Origin of the sequence: Citrobacter sp. CK194 (genome assembly GCF_030333395.1) — a bacterium.
GTDB classification, from domain to species: domain Bacteria; phylum Pseudomonadota; class Gammaproteobacteria; order Enterobacterales; family Enterobacteriaceae; genus Citrobacter_B; species Citrobacter_B koseri.
Genome location: NZ_JAOWGA010000016.1, coordinates 1 through 21506, shown reverse-complemented (window position 1 = coordinate 21506; position 21506 = coordinate 1). Strand labels below are relative to the sequence as shown.

Sequence of the window (21506 nt, the reverse complement as noted above, 5' to 3'; positions counted from 1 at the left end):
ACTAGCAATGGGTCAGAAAGTACATCCTAATGGTATTCGCCTGGGTATTGTAAAACCATGGAACTCTACCTGGTTTGCGAACACCAAAGAATTCGCTGACAACCTGGACAGCGATTTTAAAGTACGTCAGTACCTGACGAAGGAACTGGCTAAAGCGTCCGTATCTCGTATCGTTATCGAGCGTCCGGCTAAGAGCATCCGTGTGACTATTCACACTGCTCGTCCGGGTATCGTTATCGGTAAGAAAGGCGAAGACGTAGAAAAACTGCGTAAGGTCGTAGCGGATATCGCTGGCGTTCCTGCACAGATCAATATCGCCGAAGTTCGTAAGCCTGAACTGGACGCAAAATTGGTTGCTGACAGCATCACTTCTCAGCTGGAACGTCGCGTTATGTTCCGTCGTGCTATGAAGCGTGCTGTACAGAACGCAATGCGTCTGGGCGCTAAAGGTATTAAAGTTGAAGTTAGCGGCCGTCTGGGCGGCGCGGAAATCGCTCGTACCGAATGGTACCGTGAAGGTCGCGTACCGCTGCACACTCTGCGTGCTGACATCGACTACAACACCTCTGAAGCGCACACCACTTACGGTGTAATCGGCGTTAAAGTGTGGATCTTCAAAGGCGAGATCCTGGGTGGTATGGCTGCTGTTGAACAACCGGAAAAACCGGCTGCTCAACCGAAAAAGCAGCAGCGTAAAGGCCGTAAATAAGGAGCGTCGCTGATGTTACAACCAAAGCGTACAAAATTCCGTAAAATGCACAAAGGCCGTAACCGCGGTCTGGCGCAGGGTACGGATGTTAGCTTCGGCAGCTTCGGTCTGAAAGCTGTTGGCCGTGGTCGTCTGACTGCCCGTCAGATCGAAGCAGCACGTCGTGCTATGACCCGTGCAGTTAAGCGTCAAGGTAAGATCTGGATCCGTGTATTCCCGGACAAACCGATCACTGAAAAGCCGCTGGCAGTGCGTATGGGTAAAGGTAAAGGTAACGTGGAGTATTGGGTTGCCTTGATTCAGCCGGGTAAAGTCCTGTATGAAATGGACGGCGTACCGGAAGAGCTGGCCCGTGAAGCATTCAAGCTGGCAGCAGCGAAACTGCCGATTAAAACCACCTTTGTAACTAAGACGGTGATGTAATGAAAGCAAAAGAGCTGCGTGAGAAGAGTGTTGAAGAGCTGAACACCGAGCTGCTGAACCTGCTGCGTGAGCAGTTCAACCTGCGTATGCAGGCTGCAAGTGGCCAGCTGCAACAGTCTCACCTGTTGAAGCAAGTGCGTCGTGATGTCGCACGCGTTAAGACTTTACTGACTGAGAAGGCGGGTGCGTAATGACCGATAAAATCCGTACTCTGCAAGGTCGCGTTGTTAGCGACAAAATGGAGAAATCCATTGTTGTTGCTATCGAACGTTTTGTGAAACACCCGATCTACGGTAAATTCATCAAGCGTACGACCAAACTGCACGTACATGACGAGAACAACGAATGTGGTACCGGTGACGTGGTTGAAATCCGCGAATGCCGCCCACTGTCCAAGACTAAGTCCTGGACGCTGGTTCGCGTTGTAGAGAAAGCGGTTCTGTAATACAGTACCCATTCTCAACGAATAAACGGCTCAGCGATGGGCCGTTTATTTTTTCTACCCATATCGTTGAAGCGGTGTTATAATGCCGCGCCCCCGATATGGGGCTTTTTTAACGACCTGATTTTCGGGTCTCAGTAGTAGTTGACATTAGCGGAGCACTAAAATGATCCAAGAACAGACTATGCTGAACGTCGCCGACAACTCCGGTGCACGTCGCGTAATGTGTATCAAGGTTCTGGGTGGCTCGCACCGTCGCTACGCAGGCGTAGGCGACATCATCAAGATCACCATCAAAGAAGCAATTCCGCGTGGTAAGGTCAAAAAAGGTGATGTGCTGAAGGCGGTAGTGGTGCGCACCAAGAAGGGTGTTCGTCGCCCGGACGGTTCTGTCATTCGCTTCGATGGTAATGCATGCGTTATTCTGAACAATAACAGCGAGCAGCCTATCGGTACGCGTATTTTTGGGCCGGTAACTCGTGAGCTTCGTACCGAGAAGTTCATGAAAATTATCTCTCTGGCACCAGAAGTACTCTAAGGAGCGAATCATGGCAGCGAAAATCCGTCGTGATGACGAAGTTATCGTGTTAACCGGTAAAGATAAAGGTAAACGCGGTAAAGTTAAGAATGTCCTGTCTTCCGGCAAGGTCATTGTTGAAGGTATCAACCTGGTTAAGAAACACCAGAAGCCGGTTCCGGCTCTGAACCAACCGGGTGGCATCGTTGAAAAAGAAGCCGCTATTCAGGTTTCCAACATTGCAATCTTCAATGCGGCAACCGGTAAGGCTGACCGTGTAGGCTTTAGATTCGAAGACGGTAAAAAAGTCCGTTTCTTCAAATCTAACAGCGAAACTATCAAGTAATTTGGAGTAGTACGATGGCGAAACTGCATGATTACTACAAAGACGAAGTAGTTAATAAACTCATGACTGAGTTTAACTACAATTCTGTCATGCAAGTCCCTCGGGTCGAGAAGATCACCCTGAACATGGGTGTTGGTGAAGCGATCGCTGACAAGAAACTGCTGGATAACGCAGCAGCTGACTTGGCAGCAATCTCCGGTCAAAAACCGTTGATCACCAAAGCACGCAAATCTGTTGCAGGCTTCAAAATCCGTCAGGGCTATCCGATCGGCTGTAAAGTAACTCTGCGTGGCGAACGCATGTGGGAGTTCTTTGAGCGCCTGATCACTATTGCTGTACCGCGTATCCGTGACTTCCGTGGCCTGTCCGCTAAGTCTTTCGACGGTCGTGGTAACTACAGCATGGGTGTCCGTGAGCAGATCATCTTCCCAGAAATCGACTACGATAAAGTCGACCGCGTTCGTGGTTTGGATATTACCATTACCACTACTGCGAAATCTGACGAAGAAGGCCGTGCTCTGCTGGCTGCCTTTGACTTCCCGTTCCGCAAGTAAGGTAGGGTTACTGAATGGCTAAGCAATCAATGAAAGCACGCGAAGTAAAACGCGTAGCTTTAGCTGATAAATACTTCGCGAAACGCGCTGAACTGAAAGCGATCATCTCTGATGTGAACGCTTCCGACGAAGATCGTTGGAACGCTGTTCTTAAGCTGCAGACTCTGCCGCGTGATTCCAGCCCGTCTCGTCAGCGTAACCGCTGCCGTCAAACAGGTCGTCCACATGGTTATGTGGGCAAGTTCGGGTTGAGCCGTATCAAGTTACGTGAAGCCGCTATGCGCGGTGAAGTACCAGGCTTGAAAAAGGCTAGCTGGTAATTGTCACCAATTGAATCACGGGAGTAAAGACAGATGAGCATGCAAGATCCGATCGCGGATATGCTGACCCGTATCCGTAACGGTCAGGCCGCGAACAAAGCTGCGGTCACCATGCCTTCCTCCAAGCTGAAAGTGGCAATTGCCAACGTGCTGAAGGAAGAAGGTTTTATCGAAGATTTTAAAGTTGAAGGCGACACCAAGCCGGAACTGGAACTGACTCTTAAGTATTTCCAGGGTAAAGCTGTTGTAGAAAGCATTCAGCGTGTCAGCCGCCCAGGTCTGCGCATCTACAAACGTAAAGATGAGCTGCCGAAAGTTATGGCGGGTCTGGGTATCGCAGTTGTTTCTACCTCTAAAGGTGTTATGACTGATCGTGCAGCGCGCCAGGCTGGTCTTGGTGGCGAAATTATCTGCTACGTAGCCTAATCGGAGGAAAAAATGTCTCGTGTTGCTAAAGCACCGGTCGTTGTTCCTGCCGGCGTTGATGTAAAAATCAACGGTCAGGTTATTACGATCAAAGGTAAAAACGGCGAGCTGACTCGTACTCTCAACGATGCTGTTGAAGTTAAACATGCAGATAATGCACTGACCTTCGGTCCGCGTGATGGTTACGTAGACGGTTGGGCTCAGGCTGGTACCGCGCGTGCCCTGCTGAACTCAATGGTTATCGGTGTTACCGAAGGCTTCACTAAGAAGCTGCAGCTGGTTGGTGTAGGTTATCGTGCAGCGGTTAAAGGGAATGTAGTAAACCTGTCCTTAGGTTTCTCTCACCCGGTTGACCACCAGCTGCCAGCAGGTATTACTGCAGAATGTCCGACTCAGACTGAAATCGTGCTGAAAGGCGCTGATAAGCAGGTGATCGGTCAGGTTGCAGCAGATCTGCGCGCCTACCGTCGTCCTGAGCCTTACAAAGGCAAGGGTGTTCGTTACGCCGACGAAGTCGTGCGTACCAAAGAGGCTAAGAAGAAGTAAGGTAACACTATGGATAAGAAATCTGCTCGTATCCGTCGTGCGACCCGCGCACGCCGCAAGCTCCAGGAGCTGGGCGCAACTCGCCTGGTGGTACATCGTACCCCGCGTCACATTTACGCACAGGTAATTGCACCGAACGGTTCTGAAGTTCTGGTAGCTGCTTCTACTGTAGAAAAAGCTATCGCTGAACAACTGAAGTACACCGGTAACAAAGACGCGGCTGCAGCTGTGGGTAAAGCTGTCGCTGAACGCGCTCTGGAAAAAGGCATCAAAGATGTGTCCTTTGACCGTTCCGGGTTCCAATATCATGGTCGTGTCCAGGCACTGGCAGATGCTGCCCGTGAAGCTGGCCTTCAGTTCTAAGGTAGAGGTGTAAGATGGCTCACATCGAAAAACAAGCTGGCGAACTGCAGGAAAAGCTGATCGCGGTAAACCGCGTATCTAAAACCGTTAAAGGTGGTCGTATTTTCTCCTTCACAGCTCTGACTGTAGTTGGCGATGGTAACGGTCGCGTTGGTTTTGGTTACGGTAAAGCGCGTGAAGTTCCAGCAGCGATCCAGAAAGCGATGGAAAAAGCCCGTCGCAATATGATTAACGTCGCGCTGAACAACGGCACCCTGCAACACCCGGTTAAAGGTGTTCACACGGGTTCTCGTGTATTCATGCAGCCAGCTTCCGAAGGTACCGGTATCATCGCCGGTGGTGCAATGCGCGCCGTTCTGGAAGTTGCTGGGGTTCATAACGTTCTGGCTAAAGCATATGGTTCCACCAACCCGATCAACGTGGTTCGTGCAACTATTGATGGCCTGGAAAATATGAATTCTCCAGAAATGGTCGCTGCCAAGCGTGGTAAATCCGTTGAAGAAATTCTGGGGAAATAAACCATGGCAAAGACTATTAAAATTACTCAAACCCGCAGTGCAATCGGTCGTCTGCCAAAACACAAGGCAACGCTGCTTGGCCTGGGTCTGCGTCGTATTGGTCACACCGTAGAGCGCGAGGATACTCCTGCTGTTCGTGGTATGGTCAACGCGGTTTCCTTCATGGTTAAAGTTGAGGAGTAAGAGATGCGTTTAAATACTCTGTCTCCGGCCGAAGGCTCCAAAAAGGCGGGTAAACGCCTGGGTCGTGGTATCGGTTCTGGCCTCGGTAAAACCGGTGGTCGTGGTCACAAAGGTCAGAAGTCTCGTTCTGGCGGTGGCGTACGTCGCGGTTTCGAGGGTGGTCAGATGCCTCTGTACCGTCGTCTGCCGAAATTCGGCTTCACTTCTCGCAAAGCAGCGATTACAGCCGAAGTTCGTCTGTCTGACCTGGCTAAAGTAGAAGGCGGCGTAGTAGACCTGAACACGCTGAAAGCGGCTAACATTATCGGTATCCAGATCGAGTTCGCGAAAGTGATCCTGGCTGGTGAAGTCACTACTCCGGTAACTGTTCGTGGCCTGCGTGTTACTAAAGGCGCTCGTGCTGCTATCGAAGCTGCTGGCGGTAAAATCGAGGAATAAGTAGCAGATGGCTAAACAACCGGGATTAGATTTTCAAAGCGCCAAAGGTGGCTTAGGCGAGCTGAAACGCAGACTGCTGTTTGTTATCGGCGCGCTGATTGTGTTCCGTATTGGCTCTTTTATTCCGATCCCTGGTATTGATGCCGCTGTACTTGCCAAACTGCTTGAGCAACAGCGAGGCACCATCATTGAAATGTTTAACATGTTCTCTGGTGGTGCACTCAGCCGTGCTTCTATCTTTGCTCTGGGTATCATGCCGTATATTTCGGCGTCGATTATTATCCAGCTGCTGACGGTGGTTCACCCAACGCTGGCAGAAATTAAGAAAGAAGGGGAGTCTGGTCGTCGTAAGATCAGCCAGTACACCCGCTACGGTACTCTGGTGCTGGCGATATTCCAGTCGATCGGTATTGCTACCGGTCTGCCGAATATGCCTGGTATGCAAGGCCTGGTAATGAATCCGGGCTTTGCATTCTATTTCACCGCTGTTGTAAGTCTGGTTACAGGAACCATGTTCCTGATGTGGTTGGGCGAACAGATTACTGAACGTGGTATCGGCAACGGTATCTCAATCATTATCTTCGCCGGTATTGTCGCGGGACTCCCGCCAGCCATTGCCCATACTATCGAGCAAGCGCGTCAAGGCGACCTGCACTTCCTCGTGTTGCTGTTGGTTGCAGTATTAGTATTTGCAGTGACGTTCTTTGTTGTATTTGTTGAGCGTGGTCAACGCCGCATTGTGGTAAACTACGCAAAACGTCAGCAGGGTCGTCGTGTCTATGCTGCACAGAGCACACATTTACCGCTGAAAGTGAATATGGCGGGGGTAATCCCGGCAATTTTCGCTTCCAGTATTATTCTGTTCCCGGCAACCATCGCGTCATGGTTCGGGGGCGGTACTGGTTGGAACTGGCTGACAACAATTTCGCTGTATTTGCAGCCTGGGCAACCGCTTTATGTGTTACTCTATGCGTCTGCAATCATCTTCTTCTGTTTCTTCTACACGGCGTTGGTTTTCAACCCGCGTGAAACAGCAGATAACCTGAAGAAGTCCGGTGCATTTGTACCAGGAATTCGTCCGGGAGAGCAAACGGCGAAGTATATCGATAAAGTAATGACCCGCCTGACTTTGGTTGGTGCGCTTTACATTACCTTTATCTGCCTGATCCCGGAGTTCATGCGTGATGCAATGAAAGTACCGTTCTACTTTGGTGGGACCTCACTGCTTATCGTTGTCGTCGTGATTATGGACTTTATGGCTCAAGTGCAAACTCTGATGATGTCCAGTCAGTATGAGTCTGCATTGAAGAAGGCGAACCTGAAAGGCTACGGCCGTTAATTGGTCGCCCGAGAAGTTACGGAGAGTAAAAATGAAAGTTCGTGCTTCCGTCAAGAAATTATGCCGTAACTGCAAAATCGTTAAGCGTGATGGCGTCATCCGCGTGATTTGCAGTGCCGAGCCGAAGCATAAACAGCGCCAAGGCTGATTTATTCGCATATTTTTCTTGCAAAGTTGGGTTGAGCTGGCTAGATTAGCCAGCCAATCTTTTGTATGTCTGTACGTTTCCATTTGAGTATCCTGAAAACGGGCTTTTCAGCATGGTGCGTACATATTAAATAGTAGGAGTGCATAGTGGCCCGTATAGCAGGCATTAACATTCCTGATCAGAAACATGCTGTGATCGCGTTAACTTCGATCTACGGCGTCGGTAAGACCCGTTCTAAAGCCATTCTGGCTGCAGCGGGTATCGCTGAAAATGTTAAGATCAGTGAGCTGTCTGAAGAACAAATCGACACGCTGCGTGACGAAGTTGCCAAATTTGTCGTTGAAGGTGATCTGCGCCGTGAAATCAGCATGAGCATCAAGCGCCTGATGGATCTTGGTTGCTATCGCGGTTTGCGTCATCGTCGTGGTCTCCCGGTTCGCGGTCAGCGTACCAAGACCAACGCACGTACCCGTAAGGGTCCGCGCAAACCGATCAAGAAATAATCGGGGTGATTGAATAATGGCAAAGGCACCAATTCGTGCACGTAAACGTGTAAGAAAACAAGTCTCTGACGGCGTGGCTCATATCCATGCTTCTTTCAACAACACCATCGTGACTATCACTGATCGTCAGGGTAACGCGCTGGGTTGGGCAACAGCCGGTGGTTCCGGTTTCCGTGGTTCTCGCAAATCCACTCCGTTTGCAGCTCAGGTTGCAGCAGAGCGTTGCGCTGACGCCGTAAAAGAATACGGTATCAAGAATCTGGAAGTTATGGTTAAAGGTCCGGGTCCAGGTCGCGAATCTACCATTCGTGCACTGAACGCCGCTGGTTTCCGCATCACTAATATTACTGATGTGACTCCGATCCCTCATAACGGTTGTCGTCCGCCGAAAAAACGTCGCGTATAACGCTTCGTTTTCCAGGTTTGTTGGAGAAAGAAAATGGCAAGATATTTGGGTCCTAAGCTCAAGCTGAGCCGTCGTGAGGGCACCGACTTATTCCTTAAGTCTGGCGTTCGCGCGATCGATACCAAGTGTAAAATTGAACAAGCTCCTGGCCAGCACGGTGCGCGTAAACCGCGTCTGTCTGACTATGGTGTGCAGTTGCGTGAAAAGCAAAAAGTTCGCCGTATCTATGGTGTGCTGGAGCGTCAGTTCCGTAACTACTACAAAGAAGCAGCGCGTCTGAAAGGCAACACCGGTGAAAACCTGTTGGCTCTGCTGGAAGGTCGTCTGGACAACGTTGTATACCGTATGGGCTTCGGCGCCACTCGTGCAGAAGCACGCCAGCTGGTTAGCCATAAAGCAATTATGGTAAACGGTCGTGTTGTTAACATCGCTTCTTATCAGGTTAGTCCGAATGACGTTGTTAGCATTCGTGAGAAAGCGAAGAAGCAGTCTCGCGTGAAAGCCGCTCTGGAGCTGGCTGAGCAGCGTGAAAAGCCAACCTGGCTGGAAGTTGATGCTGGCAAGATGGAAGGTACGTTTAAGCGTAAGCCTGAGCGTTCTGATCTGTCTGCGGACATTAACGAACACCTGATCGTCGAGCTTTACTCCAAGTAAAGCTTAGTACCAAAGAGAGGACACAATGCAGGGTTCTGTGACAGAGTTTCTAAAACCGCGCCTGGTAGATATCGAGCAAGTGAGTTCGACGCACGCCAAGGTGACCCTTGAGCCTTTAGAGCGTGGCTTTGGCCATACTCTGGGTAACGCACTGCGCCGTATTCTGCTCTCATCGATGCCGGGTTGCGCGGTGACCGAGGTTGAGATTGATGGTGTACTACATGAGTACAGCACCAAAGAAGGCGTTCAGGAAGACATCCTGGAAATCCTGCTCAACCTGAAAGGGCTGGCGGTGAGAGTTCAGGGTAAAGATGAAGTTATTCTTACCTTGAATAAATCTGGCATTGGCCCTGTGACTGCAGCCGACATTACCCATGACGGGGATGTCGAAATCGTCAAGCCGCAGCACGTGATCTGCCACCTGACCGATGAGAACGCGTCTATTAGCATGCGTATCAAAGTTCAGCGCGGTCGTGGTTATGTGCCGGCTTCTACCCGAATTCATTCGGAAGAAGATGAGCGCCCAATCGGCCGTCTGCTGGTCGACGCATGCTACAGCCCTGTAGAGCGTATTGCCTACAATGTTGAAGCAGCGCGTGTAGAACAGCGTACCGACCTGGACAAGCTGGTCATCGAAATGGAAACCAACGGCACAATCGATCCTGAAGAGGCGATTCGTCGTGCGGCAACCATTCTGGCTGAACAACTGGAAGCTTTCGTTGACTTACGTGATGTACGTCAGCCGGAAGTGAAAGAAGAGAAACCAGAATTCGATCCGATCCTGCTGCGCCCTGTTGACGATCTGGAATTGACTGTCCGCTCTGCTAACTGCCTTAAAGCAGAAGCTATCCACTATATCGGTGATCTGGTACAGCGTACCGAGGTTGAGCTCCTTAAGACGCCTAACCTGGGTAAAAAATCTCTTACTGAGATTAAAGACGTGCTGGCTTCCCGTGGACTGTCTCTGGGCATGCGCCTGGAAAACTGGCCACCGGCAAGCATCGCTGACGAGTAACCGGATCACAGGTTAAGGTTTTACTGAGAAGGATAAGGTCATGCGCCATCGTAAGAGTGGTCGTCAACTGAACCGCAACAGCAGCCATCGCCAGGCTATGTTCCGCAACATGGCAGGTTCACTGGTTCGTCATGAGATCATCAAGACGACCCTGCCTAAAGCGAAAGAGCTGCGTCGCGTAGTTGAGCCGCTGATTACTCTTGCCAAGACTGATAGCGTAGCTAATCGTCGTCTGGCATTCGCCCGTACTCGTGATAACGAGATCGTGGCAAAACTGTTTAACGAACTGGGCCCGCGTTTCGCGAGCCGCGCCGGTGGTTACACTCGCATTCTGAAGTGTGGCTTCCGTGCAGGCGACAACGCGCCGATGGCATACATCGAGCTGGTTGATCGTTCTGAGTCGAAAGCAGAAGCTGCTGCAGAGTAATCTGTAGTAACGTAAAAAAACCCGCTTCGGCGGGTTTTTTTATATCCGCCGTATCCCCACTTATCTACAATATCTGTACTCTTTTTGTTCATCCCCTGGAGTTGTTGTATGTGGTTACTGGACCAGTGGGCAGAGCGCCATATTACCGATGCACAGACTAAAGGTGAGTTTGATAATCTGCCCGGCAGCGGTGAGCCGCTGACCCTGGATGATGACTCACATGTGCCGCCTGAACTACGGACTGGCTACCGTTTACTCAAAAATGCCGGTTGCCTTCCCCCGGAGCTTGAACAGCGTAAAGAAACCATTCAGCTACTGGATCTACTTAAAGGTATTCGTCAGGACGATCCACAGTATCAGGAAGTGAGCCGTCGTTTATCGCTCCTTGAACTAAAACTACGACAGGCGGGGCTGAGTACCGGGTTTTTACGCGGTGAATATGCAGATAAACTGCTGCATAAGATTAATGATGACTAACGGAGCTTGTATGTATCGTATTGGTGAACTGGCAAAGCTGGCAGAAGTGACGCCCGATACCATCCGCTACTATGAAAAGCAGCAGATGATGGAGCATGAAGTGCGTACGGAGGGTGGTTTTCGACTCTACACGGAAAACGATCTTCAGCGCCTTAAGTTTATCCGCTATGCCCGGCAGTTGGGCTTTACGCTTGAGTCGATCCGGGAACTGTTGTCGATCCGTGTCGATCCCGAACACCATACCTGCCAGGAGTCGAAAGGAATCGTGCAGGAAAGGCTGAAAGAGGTCGAATCACGAATTGCGGAATTACAGAGTATGCAGCGTTCATTGCAGAGGCTGAACGATGCCTGCTGTGGAACGGCACACAGCAGCGTCTATTGTTCAATTCTGGAAGCACTGGAACAAGGCGCCAGCGGAGTAAAGCAGGAGTGTTGATTTATTGACCTGATGAGCCTACACTCGCGCCGTTAAACCATACAAACTGGAGTTATTATGAGTCGTTATCAGCATACGAAAGGGCAGATAAAAGACAACGCCATTGAGGCATTACTGCACGATCCGCTTTTCAGACAACGTGTTGAAAAAAATAAGAAAGGGAAAGGAAGTTATCTGCGTAAAGGCAAACATGGCAATCGGGGTAACTGGGAGGCCAGTGGCAAGAAAGTGAATCACTTTTTTACCACTGGCTTTCTGCTTATTAAGGCTTGTTAAGAACGGTTGTTTTGTTCTTTCAGAAGATCGCGGATCTCAGAAAGCAATACTTCTTCCGTTGTCGGCGCTGGCGCTTCCGTCGGTTCTTCTTTCTTACGATTCAGTTTGTTGATCAGTTTGATAGCCATGAAGATAGCAAACGCCACAATAACAAAATCAAAGACGTTCTGAATAAACACACCGTAATGCATCACGACTGCCGGGATATCTCCCTGCGCTTCGCGTAGCGTAAAGGCAAACTGTTTAAAATCGATCCCGCCAATTAACAATCCCAGCGGCGGCATAATGATATCAGCAACCAGAGAAGAAACGATCTTCCCGAATGCCGCCCCAATAATCACACCCACTGCCAAATCAACAACATTCCCGCGCATCGCGAATTCGCGAAACTCTTTAATAAAGCTCATTTTATTCTCCCTATGCAACAGACGTTTATAAGTTTAACAAATGTTAAGGCATTTTCCATTTATGGATTGTTTAAAGGAGCATTTATTAGGCCCTGATAAAACAGGGGAATTAAAGAGGGCGCTGCATTAGCGCCCAAATAATTACAGGAAGAAAGGACTTGGCTGGAATAAGCGTTCGACGTCGGTAATAAACTTTTTATCCGTCAGGAACATAATCACATGATCGCCTTGTTCAATGCGCAAATTGTCATTGGCAATCATTACATCGTTACCGCGAACCACTGCGCCAATTATTGTTCCCGGTGGAAGTTTAATTTCATCAATGGCACGGCCTACGACGCGAGATGTACTTTCATCACCGTGGGCAACGGCTTCAATTGCTTCTGCTACACCACGACGTAGCGATGACACTCCCACAATATCGGCTTTACGCACATGGCTGAGTAACGCGGAAATCGTGGCCTGCTGTGGCGAAATGGCAATATCAATGACGCTCCCCTGGACGAGATCCACATAGGCGCGACGTTGAATGAGCACCATTACTTTCTTCGCACCCATCCGTTTGGCCAGCATTGCCGACATAATGTTGGCTTCATCATCGTTGGTGACTGCAATAAACAGATCAACCTGATCAATATGCTCTTCAGCCAGCAGTTCCTGATCCGACGCATCGCCAAAAAAGACGATCGTATTTTGCAGTTTTTCGGCAAGTTCGGAGGCCCGCTGTTGATCGCGCTCGATCAGTTTGACGCTGTAATCTTTTTCCAGACGACGCGCGAGACCGGCACCGATATTTCCCCCGCCGACTAACATAATACGCTTATAGGGTTTCTCCAGACGTTGCAGCTCGCTCATTACCGCGCGGATATGCTGCGATGCGGCAATAAAAAAGACTTCATCGCCTGCTTCTACAATAGTCGAACCCTGGGGGCGAATGGGGCGGTCATGACGGAATATCGCGGCGACGCGGGTATCAATATGCGGCATATGCTCACGCATCGTGGATAACGCGTTCCCGATCAGCGGCCCGCCATAATAGGCTTTCACTACCGCAAGACTGACTTTACCTTCGGCGAAATTAACGACCTGCAATGCGCCGGGATATTCGATCAGGCGATAAATGTTATCGATGACCAGTTGCTCTGGCGCAATAAGATGGTCGATGGGGACGGCTTCAGAGTGGAAGAGTTTATCCGCATCGCGGACATAATCTGGCGAGCGGATACGGGCGATACGATTTGGCGTATTGAAGAGTGAATAGGCCACCTGGCAGGCGACCATATTCGTTTCATCGGAACTGGTCACGGCGACCAGCATATCCGCATCGTCTGCACCCGCTTCACGCAGCACGCGGGGGTGAGAGCCATGCCCTTGCACGACGCGGAGATCGAACTTGTCCTGTAAACTACGCAGGCGTTCGCCATTGATATCGACCACCGTGATGTCGTTGTTCTCTCCGACTAGGTTTTCAGCCAGCGTGCCGCCGACCTGCCCTGCGCCCAGAATGATAATTTTCATCAGTCGCGACCCGTTATCTCATCACTTTTTGATTAGCTTAGCGTAAAAGAAGCCGTCACCTTCTTCCGCACCTGGCAGATTTTGCACGCCCGGTTGAGCGGGGGTTCCGGTGCCGGTCAGGGTGGCGTCCGGGGTGCGCTGTAAAAAGGCTTGAATCTGTTGGCTATTCTCTTCCGGCAGGACAGAACAGGTCGCGTAGACCAGTATTCCGCCTGACTTTAAATGTGGCCATATGGCATCCAGAATTTCCGACTGTAATTTTGCCAGTTCAGCAATATCACGATCGCGGCGTAGCCATTTGATATCCGGGTGACGACGAATGACGCCGGTGGCTGAACAAGGCGCATCCAGCAGAATACGGTCAAATTTCTGCTCGCCACACCATTGCGCGGGATATCGACCATCACCCTGTTTGACGGTTGCCTTCATCCCCAGACGTTTAAGGTTATCGTAAACGCGTGAAAGACGCTGTTCGTCGACATCGACAGCTAACACCTGCGCTTCAGGCGCGGCTTCGAGTATATGCGTTGTTTTACCCCCCGGTGCGGCGCACAAATCCAGGATTTGCTCGCCGTTTTGCGGGGCGAGGAAGCTAACACAGCCTTGCGCGGAAGCATCCTGAACCGTTACCCAACCCTCTTCAAAACCGGGTAAGGCATGAACCGGAGCCGGAGACTCAAGACGTAGGGCGTCAGGATAGGCCGAATGGGGAAAACCATTCATTCCTGCGTCCTGTAATAACGTGAGCCAGCTGTCGCGTGAATGATGTGTACGGTTCACGCGTAACCACATTGGAGGACGTTGGTTGTTGGCTTCGACAATCGCTTCCCATTGGGTGGGATAGGATTTTTGCAGGCGCTTTAGCAGCCAGGACGGATGCAGAAAACGCGCCTCGCTGGTCGCAAACTCAGCCAGCAACGCCTCCTGCTGACGCTGAAACTGACGCAAAACGCCATTGATCAGCCCTTTAAGCTGTGGGCGCTTAATAGCAACAGCACCTTCAACCGTTTCCGCGAGGGCCGCATGTGGTGGAATTCGTGTGTGCAATAGCTGGTAAAACCCTACCATGATCAGGTAATGCACGGTGCGTTGCTTACCGGTCATCGGGCGAGACATTAATTTATTAATCAGCCACTCCAGCTGCGAAAGGGTGCGCAACACGCCAAAGCACAGCTCCTGAAGCAGCGCTTTGTCTTTATCGGAGACTTTTTGCTGTAGTGGTGGCAGGACATTACTTAAGGATTGCCCTTGCTCAACGACCTGCTCAACGGCCTGTGCCGCCAGACTGCGTAAATTTTGTTTTTTCATAACCGCAAAAATAAAAATGCCCGGTAACACCGGGCGTAGTAAGACGTGACCGTCAGGCCAGACGGTTGCCAGGAATAAACCATTCCCGACGTGAATTTAAAAGATCCTGCGCGCTCATTGCCTTCTTACCTGCGGGTTGAAGGGAGAGCAGGTTCAGGATGCCGTTGCCGGTTGCAACCTGAATACCTTGTTTAGTCGCGTCAAGAATGGTGCCCGGTTCCGCTTGCGTTACGCGCTCTATCACTGACGCCTGCCACACTTTTACCGGCTGACCGTCAATTTCCATCCAGCTCATTGGCCAGGGATTAAAGGCGCGGATGCAGCGTTCAAGCTGTGCAGCAGAGAGAGACCAGTCCATACGCGCCTCTTCTTTGCTAAGTTTCTCAGCGTGAGTGGCCAGGGCGTTGTCCTGTACTTCTGGCTTCGCGGTACCGTTTTCTAACTGTTTCAGCGTTTCAATCAGCCCCTGTGGACCAAGATCCGCCAGCTTGTCATACAGCGTGCCGCTGGTGTCTTCCGCGGTGATTGGACAGGCAAGTTTATAGAGCATATCGCCAGTATCCAGACCCACATCCATTTGCATGATGGTTACGCCCGTTTCGGCATCACCAGCCCAAAGTGAACGTTGGATCGGCGCTGCGCCACGCCAGCGCGGGAGCAGGGAACCGTGAACGTTGATGCAGCCGAGTCGCGGCATATCAAGCACCGCTTTTGGCAGAATCAGGCCATACGCCACCACGACCATTACGTCAGCGTGTAAGTCCGCGACTAAATGCTGGTTTTCTTGTGGGCGCAAGGAGGCGGGCTGAAAAACCGCTATTCCTTTCTCTTCCGCCAGCACTTTCACCGGGCTGGGCATCAGCTTTTTACCGCGTCCAGCCGGGCGGTCGGGTTGGGTAAACACGCCAATGACGTTGTGTCCAGAAGACAACAGCGCGTCAAGATGACGCGCTGCAAAGTCAGGTGTACCCGCAAAAATAATACGTAGTGAGTCTGACACGTTGATTCTTGTCCTTAAGCTCGGGCGTTCAGGCGGTCGAGTTTCTCAACTTTCTGACGAATACGTTGTTGCTTCAGCGGCGACAGATAATCGATAAACAGTTTACCAACCAGGTGATCCATCTCGTGCTGAATACAGATAGCCAACAGGCCGTCTGCTTCCAGCTCAAAAGATTGACCGTCGCGGTCGAGTGCGCGAATTTTCACTTTCTCCGCACGCGGCACTAAAGCTCGCTGTTCTGGAATAGACAGACAGCCTTCTTCAATCCCCGTCTCACCGCTTTTTTCCAGCAGCTCCGGGTTGATTAACACCAGACGCTCGTCGCGGTTTTCCGAAACATCAATCACGATGATACGTTGATGAATATCGACCTGCGTTGCCGCCAGGCCAATACCTTCTTCTGCATACATCGTTTCGAACATATCATCGACGATACGCTGAATTTCTGCATTCACTTCTTCTACCGGTTTTGCGACTTTGCGAAGACGCTCGTCCGGAATATGTAACACTTGCAAAACTGCCATAATTATCCAGAGTTGTGTTCAGGAGTTGGAAAGATTATTACCTCTATTCTAGACAAAACCCCCTCCGATTGACAGCATCAGTGACCAATCGCAAAGATTGCCAGGACAGCTTGTGGCAGGGGGATAAAGGATGACCCGTACCGAAATTTGGTTACGTTTGATGCATGTGAGTGAATTGTATGGCGATGCAATGTTGAGCATTGCGAATTTGCTCATACAACAGCGTCAGATTGATAAGACTTTGCTTCAAAACGCAGGGTTAACGTCCCGACAAGCGGAACGCTTTTTAACCGTCCCGCAAAAAGCGCTGGATGACGCGCAGCACTGGCTTGAGCAACCTCATCACCATTTGATTCTGGCCGGCAGCGCGCGTTATCCGGCACAGTTGAATGCGATTGCAGATTATCCCGGCGCTTTTTTTGTTGCGGGTGATCCAGAATGTCTCCAGAACTTCCAGCTTGGCGTCGTAGGAAGCCGGACACCTTCCTGGTATGGCGAGCGATGGGGGCGTTTGTTCTGTGAAAGTCTTGCCGTAAAAGGGGTGACGATTACCAGCGGGCTGGCGAGAGGAGTTGATGGCGTTGCGCATAAAGCCGCCTTAAACGCGAACGGGAAAAGCGTGGCTGTGCTGGGCAACGGTCTGGGAAGTATCCATCCCCGACGACATACCCGGCTGGCTGAGGGGCTGATAGACGTCGGTGGCGCGCTGGTGTCGGAGTTTCCATTAGCGACGCTCCCTTTACCGCACCATTTTCCCCGACGAAACCGCATCATTAGCGGTCTGAGCAAAGGCGTGCTGGTGGTTGAAGCGGCACTACGAAGCGGTTCTTTGGTTACCGCGCGCTGTGCGCTGGAGCAAGGGAGGGATGTCTTTGCCTTGCCAGGGCCGATAGGCAGCCCTGGCAGTGAAGGGCCGCATTGGTTGATCAAACAGGGCGCCACTCTTGTGACGGCGCCAGAGGATATTCTGGAAAATTTGCAATACGGCTTACATTGGCTGCCAGATGAGGCCGAAAATTCACTTTATTCACCAGATCAGGAAGTCGCAGCATTGCCATTTCCTATGCTCCTGGCTAACGTAGGAGATGAGGTAACACCTGTTGACGTCGTCGCTGAACGTGCCGGCCAACCTGTGCCAGAGGTAGTGGCTCAGCTACTCGAACTGGAGTTAGCAGGATGGATCGCAGCTGTACCCGGCGGCTATGTCCGATTAAGGAGGGCAAGCCATGTTCGACGTACTAATGTATTTGTTTGAGACTTACATCCATAACGAAGCTGAATTGCGTGTGGATCAGGACAAACTGGAACGGGATCTTACCGACGCTGGCTTTGACCGTGAAGACATCTACAACGCGCTACTGTGGCTGGAAAAGCTTGCTGATTATCAGGAAGGCCTCGCCGAACCTATGCAACTGGCTTCCGATCCGCTCTCCGTACGTATTTACACGGCAGAGGAGTGCAATCGACTGGATGCCAGCTGTCGGGGGTTTCTGTTATTCCTCGAGCAGATTCAGGTGCTAAACCTCGAAACGCGAGAAATGGTGATTGAACGCGTGCTCGCGCTGGATACCGCAGAATTCGATCTGGAAGACCTGAAGTGGGTGATCCTGATGGTTTTATTTAACATTCCGGGTTGTGAAAATGCGTATCAGCAAATGGAAGAATTACTCTTTGAAGTGAATGAAGGTATGCTGCATTAATCGACCTTCATTCAGCATGAGTTGTTATGGCTAAATCAGCACTGTTTACGGTGCATAAAAATGAGCCCTGCCCACAGTGCGGGGCTGAACTTGTTATTCGCTCCGGGAAACATGGTCCTTTTCTCGGCTGCTCACACTATCCAGAATGTGATTATGTCCGTCCGCTGAAATCGTCAGCAGACGGACATATCGTCAAAGTTCTGGAGGGGAAGTTTTGCCCGGCATGTGGTGCGGAGCTGGTATTGCGGCAGGGGCGGTTCGGCATGTTTATCGGTTGCAGTGACTACCCCGCGTGTGGTCATACCGAACTGATCGACAAACCAGACGAAACTGCCATTACCTGCCCTCAGTGCCAAAAAGGTCATCTGGTTCAACGGCGTTCCCGTTATGGTAAAACTTTTCATTCCTGCGATCGCTATCCTGAATGTCAGTTTGTCATTAACTTCAAACCGATAGCCGGAGAGTGTCCTGAATGTCACTATCCGCTACTCATCGAAAAGAAAACCGCGCAGGGTGTGAAGCACTTTTGCGCCAGTAAACAATGTGGAAAGCCGGTTCCGGCGGAACAACAAAGTGAATAATAACCTGCCCACAGACGCTATCGCGGCAGCGGTAGCGGTACTGCATAAAGAATGTGTCATCGCGTATCCCACAGAAGCTGTTTTCGGTGTCGGGTGCGATCCTGATAGTGAAACGGCGGTCAACCGCTTACTGGAATTGAAACAGCGTCCGGTTGAAAAAGGCCTCATTTTAATTGCGGCAAATTTTGAGCAGCTTAAGCCATATATTGATGACAGCATGCTGACAGATACGCAACGAGAAGCGATCTTTGCATGCTGGCCTGGCCCGGTGACGTTTGTTTTTCCTGCACCGGCGACAACGCCGCGCTGGTTGACGGGACGTTTTGATTCGCTGGCGGTTCGCGTTACGGATCACCCGCTGGTGGTCTCATTGTGCCAGGCTTATGGCAAACCGTTAGTTTCCACCAGTGCGAATTTGACAGGGTTGCCTCCCTGCCGCACGGTCGAAGAAGTACGGGCGCAGTTTGGCGCGGATTTCCCCGTTGTTGAGGGGGAAACGGGAGGACGTCTGAATCCTTCTGAAATTCGTGATGCCCTGACGGGCGAGCTGTTTCGACAGGGGTAATACGATGGAAACCTATGCCGTTTTTGGTAACCCGATTGCGCACAGCAAGTCGCCATTTATTCATCAGCAGTTTGCGCAGCAACTGAAGATAGATCATCCCTATGGGTGTGTTCTGGCGCCGGTTGATGATTTCGTGAATACCCTTAATGCCTTTTTTGCGCAAGGAGGGAAAGGGGCGAACGTTACCGTTCCTTTTAAAGAGGAAGCGTTTGCACGCGCAGATGAACTGACGGAGCGTGCGGCGCTTGCCGGGGCGGTGAATACCCTGAAACGCCTTGATGATGGTCGCTTGCTGGGGGATAACACCGACGGCATCGGCCTGTTGAGCGATCTTGAACGTTTGTCTTTCATTCGTCCGGGGCTACGCATCCTGCTGATTGGGGCAGGGGGGGCTTCCAGGGGCGTACTGTTACCGCTGCTATCAATGGATTGTGCTGTTACTATTGCGAACCGAACCGCTTCCCGTGCTGAAGAACTGGCGCAAATATTCGCTCATACCGGCAGTGTTCAGGCCCTTCGTCTTGATGCGCTGGAAGGCCATGAATTCGATCTGATCATCAATGCGACATCCAGTGGAATTAGTGGTGATATTCCCGCGATCCCGTCATCGCTCATTCATCCTGCTGTCTGTTGCTACGATATGTTTTATCAAAAGGGAAATACGCCGTTCCTTGCCTGGTGTGCGGAGCAAGGGGCAAAACGGTATGCCGATGGTTTGGGGATGCTGGTGGGGCAAGCCGCGCATGCTGTGTTTCTCTGGCATGGTGTGTTGCCTGACGTGGAACCTGTTATTGCAACGCTGAAGCAGGAACTGTCGGCATGAACCAGGCTATTCAGTTTCCTGACAGAGAAGAGTGGGACGCGGACCTTGAGGCCGTTAGCTTTCCCGCACTGGTGAATGGGATGCAGTTAATGTGTGCTATCAAGGGAACCACGCTGGCGCATCGCTTTGGCGGCGATACGCCAGAACGGTGGCTGGCAGACTTTTGTGAACATCGCTGGGATCTGGAAGAAGAAGCGGAAGCGTTGATCCAGTCCCAGCAAGAAGACGATCAGGGTTGGGTCTGGCTGTCCTGACTCAGGTATTCATCTTTCCATTTCACATAGTTATTTGCGGAGTACTGTAGCCCGGCTTTCTCTTCATCACTTAGCGGACGGATCTGCTTCACCGGGCTCCCCAGATACAGATAGCCGCTTTCCAGGCGCTTGTTTTGCGGCACCAGGCTGCCAGCGCCGATCATGACGTCATCTTCTATTACCGCGCCATCCAGCAGAATGGACCCCATGCCAACCAGAACCCGGTTGCCGATAGTGCAGCCGTGGAGCATGACTTTATGCCCGACAGTGACATCTTCACCCACAATAAGCGGATTACCTTGCGGGTTAGTGGTGGATTTGTGCGTCACATGCAGCACGCTGCCGTCCTGGATATTTGAGCGGGCGCCAATCTCTACATAGTTCACATCGCCACGAATGACGACCAGCGGCCAGATCCCGACGTCATCAGCCAGACGAACATCACCAATGACGACGCTACTGGAATCGATCATCACGCGTTGCCCGATCTGTGGGAAAAGATCCTTATAAGGACGTAATACGTCAGACATGTTTACCTCAACGAAAGAGAACAGTAATGAAGACTTTGGTTGGATTATTGGCGCTACGCAAGTGTTTCAGGTATCAAAAATCAGCCAAATTGCGCAGGAATGTAGCGAAAGGGGTAAAAAACAGGCATTCAGCAAAAAAGATCCAAAAAACGCTTGTGCAAAAAAATGGGATCCCTATAATGCGCCTCCGTTGAGACGACAAAGTGAAACGCTTCACAAGATGGTCGGAACAACGAAGAGAAAAATCCTGAAAAATGGGGTTGACTCTGAAAGAGGAAAGCGTATTATGCACACCCCGCGCTGCTGAGAAAAAGCGAAGCGGCACTGCTCTTTAACAATTTATCAGACAATCTGTGTGGGCACTCAAAGTGACATGGATTCTTAATGTCTTCGGACAATAAATGAATACCAAGTCTCTGAGTGAACACGTAATTCATTACGAAGTTTAATTCACGAGCATCAAACTTAAATTGAAGAGTTTGATCATGGCTCAGATTGAACGCTGGCGGCAGGCCTAACACATGCAAGTCGAACGGTAACAGGAAGCAGCTTGCTGCTTCGCTGACGAGTGGCGGACGGGTGAGTAATGTCTGGGAAACTGCCTGATGGAGGGGGATAACTACTGGAAACGGTAGCTAATACCGCATAACGTCGCAAGACCAAAGAGGGGGACCTTCGGGCCTCTTGCCATCAGATGTGCCCAGATGGGATTAGCTTGTTGGTGGGGTAACGGCTCACCAAGGCGACGATCCCTAGCTGGTCTGAGAGGATGACCAGCCACACTGGAACTGAGACACGGTCCAGACTCCTACGGGAGGCAGCAGTGGGGA

Annotated in this window: 37 protein-coding genes and 1 rRNA gene; 32 read left to right on the top strand and 6 right to left on the bottom strand. The window is 51.0% G+C overall.

The genetic code is table 11. From position 1 onward, the window contains the following. Positions 1 to 7: 7 nt before the first annotated feature. The 24 genes from rpsC (at position 8) to arfA (ending at position 11466) form a co-directional block, all read left to right on the top strand. Complete coding sequence (gene rpsC, locus OGX80_RS07840; protein ID WP_000529945.1) at positions 8 to 709, top strand: 30S ribosomal protein S3; 702 nt, start codon at positions 8 to 10, stop codon at positions 707 to 709. Positions 710 to 721: 12 nt separating this feature from the next. Beyond that, complete coding sequence (gene rplP, locus OGX80_RS07835; protein ID WP_000941212.1) at positions 722 to 1132, top strand: 50S ribosomal protein L16; 411 nt, start codon at positions 722 to 724, stop codon at positions 1130 to 1132. Next, the gene (gene rpmC / locus OGX80_RS07830) at positions 1132 to 1323 is read left to right on the top strand and encodes a 50S ribosomal protein L29 (protein ID WP_000644742.1); all 192 of its coding nucleotides are present in this window, start codon (positions 1132 to 1134) and stop codon (positions 1321 to 1323) included. Before rplP ends, rpmC begins: the two co-directional genes overlap by 1 nt. Further along, entirely contained in the window at positions 1323 to 1577 is a 255-nt protein-coding gene (gene rpsQ, locus OGX80_RS07825; protein WP_003031120.1) for a 30S ribosomal protein S17, read from the top strand. Before rpmC ends, rpsQ begins: the two co-directional genes overlap by 1 nt. Before the next feature lie 163 nt (positions 1578 to 1740). Continuing rightward, positions 1741 to 2112: a 50S ribosomal protein L14 gene (gene rplN, locus OGX80_RS07820; RefSeq protein ID WP_002919748.1), complete on the top strand. Its 372-nt coding sequence runs from the start codon at positions 1741 to 1743 to the stop codon at positions 2110 to 2112. A 10-nt stretch (positions 2113 to 2122) separates the two neighbouring features. Further along, positions 2123 to 2437, top strand: a complete 315-nt coding sequence (gene rplX, locus OGX80_RS07815) for a 50S ribosomal protein L24 (RefSeq protein ID WP_012135426.1) — start codon at positions 2123 to 2125, stop codon at positions 2435 to 2437. A 14-nt stretch (positions 2438 to 2451) separates the two neighbouring features. Then, entirely contained in the window at positions 2452 to 2991 is a 540-nt protein-coding gene (gene rplE / locus OGX80_RS07810) for a 50S ribosomal protein L5 (RefSeq protein WP_007702494.1), read from the top strand. Positions 2992 to 3005: 14 nt separating this feature from the next. Further along, the gene (gene rpsN, locus OGX80_RS07805) at positions 3006 to 3311 is read left to right on the top strand and encodes a 30S ribosomal protein S14 (RefSeq protein ID WP_012135425.1); all 306 of its coding nucleotides are present in this window, start codon (positions 3006 to 3008) and stop codon (positions 3309 to 3311) included. Positions 3312 to 3344: 33 nt separating this feature from the next. Then, positions 3345 to 3737 carry a 30S ribosomal protein S8 gene (gene rpsH / locus OGX80_RS07800; protein WP_000062611.1) on the top strand — a complete coding sequence of 131 codons (393 nt, stop codon included), beginning with the start codon at positions 3345 to 3347 and terminating at the stop codon, positions 3735 to 3737. A gap of 12 nt (positions 3738 to 3749) precedes the next feature. Continuing rightward, positions 3750 to 4283, top strand: a complete 534-nt coding sequence (gene rplF, locus OGX80_RS07795; protein ID WP_012135817.1) for a 50S ribosomal protein L6 — start codon at positions 3750 to 3752, stop codon at positions 4281 to 4283. A gap of 9 nt (positions 4284 to 4292) precedes the next feature. Beyond that, positions 4293 to 4646: a 50S ribosomal protein L18 gene (gene rplR / locus OGX80_RS07790; protein ID WP_000358960.1), complete on the top strand. Its 354-nt coding sequence runs from the start codon at positions 4293 to 4295 to the stop codon at positions 4644 to 4646. A 14-nt stretch (positions 4647 to 4660) separates the two neighbouring features. Continuing rightward, positions 4661 to 5164 carry a 30S ribosomal protein S5 gene (gene rpsE / locus OGX80_RS07785; protein WP_000940121.1) on the top strand — a complete coding sequence of 168 codons (504 nt, stop codon included), beginning with the start codon at positions 4661 to 4663 and terminating at the stop codon, positions 5162 to 5164. 3 nt (positions 5165 to 5167) lie between these two features. Beyond that, entirely contained in the window at positions 5168 to 5347 is a 180-nt protein-coding gene (rpmD, locus tag OGX80_RS07780; protein WP_001140434.1) for a 50S ribosomal protein L30, read from the top strand. A 3-nt stretch (positions 5348 to 5350) separates the two neighbouring features. After that, positions 5351 to 5785, top strand: a complete 435-nt coding sequence (rplO, locus tag OGX80_RS07775; protein ID WP_001238917.1) for a 50S ribosomal protein L15 — start codon at positions 5351 to 5353, stop codon at positions 5783 to 5785. Between the two features lie 7 nt (positions 5786 to 5792). Then, complete coding sequence (gene secY, locus OGX80_RS07770; protein WP_001118864.1) at positions 5793 to 7124, top strand: preprotein translocase subunit SecY; 1332 nt, start codon at positions 5793 to 5795, stop codon at positions 7122 to 7124. A 31-nt stretch (positions 7125 to 7155) separates the two neighbouring features. Then, positions 7156 to 7272: a 50S ribosomal protein L36 gene (gene rpmJ / locus OGX80_RS07765; RefSeq protein ID WP_000868187.1), complete on the top strand. Its 117-nt coding sequence runs from the start codon at positions 7156 to 7158 to the stop codon at positions 7270 to 7272. A 146-nt stretch (positions 7273 to 7418) separates the two neighbouring features. Beyond that, the gene (gene rpsM / locus OGX80_RS07760; RefSeq protein ID WP_000090780.1) at positions 7419 to 7775 is read left to right on the top strand and encodes a 30S ribosomal protein S13; all 357 of its coding nucleotides are present in this window, start codon (positions 7419 to 7421) and stop codon (positions 7773 to 7775) included. A 16-nt stretch (positions 7776 to 7791) separates the two neighbouring features. Then, positions 7792 to 8181, top strand: a complete 390-nt coding sequence (rpsK, locus tag OGX80_RS07755; protein WP_001029684.1) for a 30S ribosomal protein S11 — start codon at positions 7792 to 7794, stop codon at positions 8179 to 8181. A gap of 33 nt (positions 8182 to 8214) precedes the next feature. Next, a complete protein-coding gene (gene rpsD, locus OGX80_RS07750) occupies positions 8215 to 8835 on the top strand; it encodes a 30S ribosomal protein S4 (protein ID WP_000135224.1) in 621 nt (206 codons plus the stop codon). Between the two features lie 25 nt (positions 8836 to 8860). Further along, positions 8861 to 9850 carry a DNA-directed RNA polymerase subunit alpha gene (locus tag OGX80_RS07745; RefSeq protein ID WP_001162094.1) on the top strand — a complete coding sequence of 330 codons (990 nt, stop codon included), beginning with the start codon at positions 8861 to 8863 and terminating at the stop codon, positions 9848 to 9850. 40 nt (positions 9851 to 9890) lie between these two features. Then, positions 9891 to 10277 carry a 50S ribosomal protein L17 gene (rplQ, locus tag OGX80_RS07740; RefSeq protein ID WP_001216372.1) on the top strand — a complete coding sequence of 129 codons (387 nt, stop codon included), beginning with the start codon at positions 9891 to 9893 and terminating at the stop codon, positions 10275 to 10277. A gap of 108 nt (positions 10278 to 10385) precedes the next feature. Beyond that, a complete protein-coding gene (locus OGX80_RS07735; protein WP_115181051.1) occupies positions 10386 to 10754 on the top strand; it encodes a DnaJ family domain-containing protein in 369 nt (122 codons plus the stop codon). 10 nt (positions 10755 to 10764) lie between these two features. Continuing rightward, positions 10765 to 11190 carry a Zn(2+)-responsive transcriptional regulator gene (gene zntR, locus OGX80_RS07730; protein ID WP_024131002.1) on the top strand — a complete coding sequence of 142 codons (426 nt, stop codon included), beginning with the start codon at positions 10765 to 10767 and terminating at the stop codon, positions 11188 to 11190. Positions 11191 to 11247: 57 nt separating this feature from the next. Continuing rightward, a complete protein-coding gene (gene arfA, locus OGX80_RS07725; RefSeq protein ID WP_012135422.1) occupies positions 11248 to 11466 on the top strand; it encodes an alternative ribosome-rescue factor ArfA in 219 nt (72 codons plus the stop codon). Here arfA and mscL read toward each other — a convergent pair. The 5 genes from mscL to def all read right to left on the bottom strand — a co-directional run bounded on the left by mscL (position 11463) and on the right by def (position 16223). Continuing rightward, on the bottom strand, positions 11463 to 11873 hold the full coding sequence (gene mscL / locus OGX80_RS07720; protein WP_012135421.1) for a large-conductance mechanosensitive channel protein MscL: 411 nt from the start codon (positions 11871 to 11873) through the stop codon (positions 11463 to 11465). The two genes, arfA and mscL, sit on opposite strands and share 4 nt — an antisense overlap. Positions 11874 to 12014: 141 nt before the next feature. Further along, complete coding sequence (gene trkA / locus OGX80_RS07715; RefSeq protein WP_012135420.1) at positions 12015 to 13391, bottom strand: Trk system potassium transporter TrkA; 1377 nt, start codon at positions 13389 to 13391, stop codon at positions 12015 to 12017. Positions 13392 to 13412: 21 nt separating this feature from the next. Beyond that, positions 13413 to 14699, bottom strand: a complete 1287-nt coding sequence (gene rsmB / locus OGX80_RS07710; protein WP_115182301.1) for a 16S rRNA (cytosine(967)-C(5))-methyltransferase RsmB — start codon at positions 14697 to 14699, stop codon at positions 13413 to 13415. A 52-nt stretch (positions 14700 to 14751) separates the two neighbouring features. After that, positions 14752 to 15699: a methionyl-tRNA formyltransferase gene (gene fmt / locus OGX80_RS07705; protein WP_115181052.1), complete on the bottom strand. Its 948-nt coding sequence runs from the start codon at positions 15697 to 15699 to the stop codon at positions 14752 to 14754. Positions 15700 to 15713: 14 nt separating this feature from the next. After that, entirely contained in the window at positions 15714 to 16223 is a 510-nt protein-coding gene (def, locus tag OGX80_RS07700; RefSeq protein ID WP_047460857.1) for a peptide deformylase, read from the bottom strand. A gap of 130 nt (positions 16224 to 16353) precedes the next feature. Between def and dprA the strand changes: the two genes are divergently transcribed. From dprA to OGX80_RS07670, 6 genes are read left to right on the top strand one after another with little or no spacing between them, the layout of a single operon-like run. Continuing rightward, a complete protein-coding gene (gene dprA, locus OGX80_RS07695; RefSeq protein WP_233644238.1) occupies positions 16354 to 17478 on the top strand; it encodes a DNA-protecting protein DprA in 1125 nt (374 codons plus the stop codon). Beyond that, positions 17450 to 17923 (top strand): DUF494 family protein Smg, encoded by a 474-nt coding sequence (smg, locus tag OGX80_RS07690; RefSeq protein WP_024130999.1) that lies wholly within the window; start codon positions 17450 to 17452, stop codon positions 17921 to 17923. The genes dprA and smg overlap by 29 nt, the downstream gene beginning before the upstream one ends. Before the next feature lie 26 nt (positions 17924 to 17949). After that, positions 17950 to 18504, top strand: coding sequence for a DNA topoisomerase family protein (locus OGX80_RS07685; RefSeq protein ID WP_012135414.1), 555 nt, complete (start codon positions 17950 to 17952; stop codon positions 18502 to 18504). Beyond that, on the top strand, positions 18497 to 19069 hold the full coding sequence (gene tsaC / locus OGX80_RS07680) for an L-threonylcarbamoyladenylate synthase type 1 TsaC (RefSeq protein ID WP_024130998.1): 573 nt from the start codon (positions 18497 to 18499) through the stop codon (positions 19067 to 19069). The genes OGX80_RS07685 and tsaC overlap by 8 nt, the downstream gene beginning before the upstream one ends. 4 nt (positions 19070 to 19073) lie before the next feature. Beyond that, a complete protein-coding gene (gene aroE / locus OGX80_RS07675) occupies positions 19074 to 19892 on the top strand; it encodes a shikimate dehydrogenase (RefSeq protein WP_115181053.1) in 819 nt (272 codons plus the stop codon). Then, positions 19889 to 20146, top strand: coding sequence for a DUF1488 family protein (locus OGX80_RS07670; RefSeq protein WP_012135411.1), 258 nt, complete (start codon positions 19889 to 19891; stop codon positions 20144 to 20146). The genes aroE and OGX80_RS07670 overlap by 4 nt, the downstream gene beginning before the upstream one ends. Here the strand turns inward: OGX80_RS07670 and OGX80_RS07665 are convergent. Beyond that, positions 20122 to 20676 carry a gamma carbonic anhydrase family protein gene (locus tag OGX80_RS07665; RefSeq protein ID WP_012135410.1) on the bottom strand — a complete coding sequence of 185 codons (555 nt, stop codon included), beginning with the start codon at positions 20674 to 20676 and terminating at the stop codon, positions 20122 to 20124. The two genes, OGX80_RS07670 and OGX80_RS07665, sit on opposite strands and share 25 nt — an antisense overlap. On the opposite strand from OGX80_RS07665, the gene OGX80_RS07660 reads away from it, so the two are divergent. Further along, on the top strand, positions 20675 to 20983 hold the full coding sequence (locus tag OGX80_RS07660; RefSeq protein ID WP_286471154.1) for a hypothetical protein: 309 nt from the start codon (positions 20675 to 20677) through the stop codon (positions 20981 to 20983). The genes OGX80_RS07665 and OGX80_RS07660 overlap by 2 nt on opposite strands. Before the next feature lie 160 nt (positions 20984 to 21143). Then, positions 21144 to 21506, top strand: a 16S ribosomal RNA gene (locus tag OGX80_RS07655); the annotation flags it as partial.

Bases quoted from the DNA above. Each gene is read 5' to 3' on its own strand.
- rplE (WP_007702494.1), top strand. From the start codon at position 2,452: ATGGCGAAACTGCATGATTACTACAAAGACGAAGTAGTTAATAAACTC.
- OGX80_RS07660 (WP_286471154.1), top strand. From the start codon at position 20,675: ATGTTTACCTCAACGAAAGAGAACAGTAATGAAGACTTTGGTTGGATT.
- dprA (WP_233644238.1), top strand. From the start codon at position 16,354: ATGACCCGTACCGAAATTTGGTTACGTTTGATGCATGTGAGTGAATTG.
- mscL (WP_012135421.1), bottom strand. From the start codon at position 11,873: ATGAGCTTTATTAAAGAGTTTCGCGAATTCGCGATGCGCGGGAATGTT.
- rplQ (WP_001216372.1), top strand. From the start codon at position 9,891: ATGCGCCATCGTAAGAGTGGTCGTCAACTGAACCGCAACAGCAGCCAT.
- rpsN (WP_012135425.1), top strand. From the start codon at position 3,006: ATGGCTAAGCAATCAATGAAAGCACGCGAAGTAAAACGCGTAGCTTTA.
- rpsQ (WP_003031120.1), top strand. From the start codon at position 1,323: ATGACCGATAAAATCCGTACTCTGCAAGGTCGCGTTGTTAGCGACAAA.
- rpmD (WP_001140434.1), top strand. From the start codon at position 5,168: ATGGCAAAGACTATTAAAATTACTCAAACCCGCAGTGCAATCGGTCGT.
- rpsD (WP_000135224.1), top strand. From the start codon at position 8,215: ATGGCAAGATATTTGGGTCCTAAGCTCAAGCTGAGCCGTCGTGAGGGC.
- rsmB (WP_115182301.1), bottom strand. From the start codon at position 14,699: ATGAAAAAACAAAATTTACGCAGTCTGGCGGCACAGGCCGTTGAGCAG.
- rpsC (WP_000529945.1), top strand. From the start codon at position 8: ATGGGTCAGAAAGTACATCCTAATGGTATTCGCCTGGGTATTGTAAAA.
- OGX80_RS07670 (WP_012135411.1), top strand. From the start codon at position 19,889: ATGAACCAGGCTATTCAGTTTCCTGACAGAGAAGAGTGGGACGCGGAC.
- trkA (WP_012135420.1), bottom strand. From the start codon at position 13,391: ATGAAAATTATCATTCTGGGCGCAGGGCAGGTCGGCGGCACGCTGGCT.
- rplX (WP_012135426.1), top strand. From the start codon at position 2,123: ATGGCAGCGAAAATCCGTCGTGATGACGAAGTTATCGTGTTAACCGGT.
- rpmC (WP_000644742.1), top strand. From the start codon at position 1,132: ATGAAAGCAAAAGAGCTGCGTGAGAAGAGTGTTGAAGAGCTGAACACC.
- rpsE (WP_000940121.1), top strand. From the start codon at position 4,661: ATGGCTCACATCGAAAAACAAGCTGGCGAACTGCAGGAAAAGCTGATC.
- rpmJ (WP_000868187.1), top strand. From the start codon at position 7,156: ATGAAAGTTCGTGCTTCCGTCAAGAAATTATGCCGTAACTGCAAAATC.
- aroE (WP_115181053.1), top strand. From the start codon at position 19,074: ATGGAAACCTATGCCGTTTTTGGTAACCCGATTGCGCACAGCAAGTCG.
- OGX80_RS07735 (WP_115181051.1), top strand. From the start codon at position 10,386: ATGTGGTTACTGGACCAGTGGGCAGAGCGCCATATTACCGATGCACAG.
- smg (WP_024130999.1), top strand. From the start codon at position 17,450: ATGTTCGACGTACTAATGTATTTGTTTGAGACTTACATCCATAACGAA.
- rplN (WP_002919748.1), top strand. From the start codon at position 1,741: ATGATCCAAGAACAGACTATGCTGAACGTCGCCGACAACTCCGGTGCA.
- rplR (WP_000358960.1), top strand. From the start codon at position 4,293: ATGGATAAGAAATCTGCTCGTATCCGTCGTGCGACCCGCGCACGCCGC.
- OGX80_RS07685 (WP_012135414.1), top strand. From the start codon at position 17,950: ATGGCTAAATCAGCACTGTTTACGGTGCATAAAAATGAGCCCTGCCCA.
- zntR (WP_024131002.1), top strand. From the start codon at position 10,765: ATGTATCGTATTGGTGAACTGGCAAAGCTGGCAGAAGTGACGCCCGAT.
- rpsH (WP_000062611.1), top strand. From the start codon at position 3,345: ATGAGCATGCAAGATCCGATCGCGGATATGCTGACCCGTATCCGTAAC.
- OGX80_RS07665 (WP_012135410.1), bottom strand. From the start codon at position 20,676: ATGTCTGACGTATTACGTCCTTATAAGGATCTTTTCCCACAGATCGGG.
- rpsK (WP_001029684.1), top strand. From the start codon at position 7,792: ATGGCAAAGGCACCAATTCGTGCACGTAAACGTGTAAGAAAACAAGTC.
- def (WP_047460857.1), bottom strand. From the start codon at position 16,223: ATGGCAGTTTTGCAAGTGTTACATATTCCGGACGAGCGTCTTCGCAAA.
- arfA (WP_012135422.1), top strand. From the start codon at position 11,248: ATGAGTCGTTATCAGCATACGAAAGGGCAGATAAAAGACAACGCCATT.
- OGX80_RS07745 (WP_001162094.1), top strand. From the start codon at position 8,861: ATGCAGGGTTCTGTGACAGAGTTTCTAAAACCGCGCCTGGTAGATATC.
- rplO (WP_001238917.1), top strand. From the start codon at position 5,351: ATGCGTTTAAATACTCTGTCTCCGGCCGAAGGCTCCAAAAAGGCGGGT.
- secY (WP_001118864.1), top strand. From the start codon at position 5,793: ATGGCTAAACAACCGGGATTAGATTTTCAAAGCGCCAAAGGTGGCTTA.
- rplF (WP_012135817.1), top strand. From the start codon at position 3,750: ATGTCTCGTGTTGCTAAAGCACCGGTCGTTGTTCCTGCCGGCGTTGAT.
- rplP (WP_000941212.1), top strand. From the start codon at position 722: ATGTTACAACCAAAGCGTACAAAATTCCGTAAAATGCACAAAGGCCGT.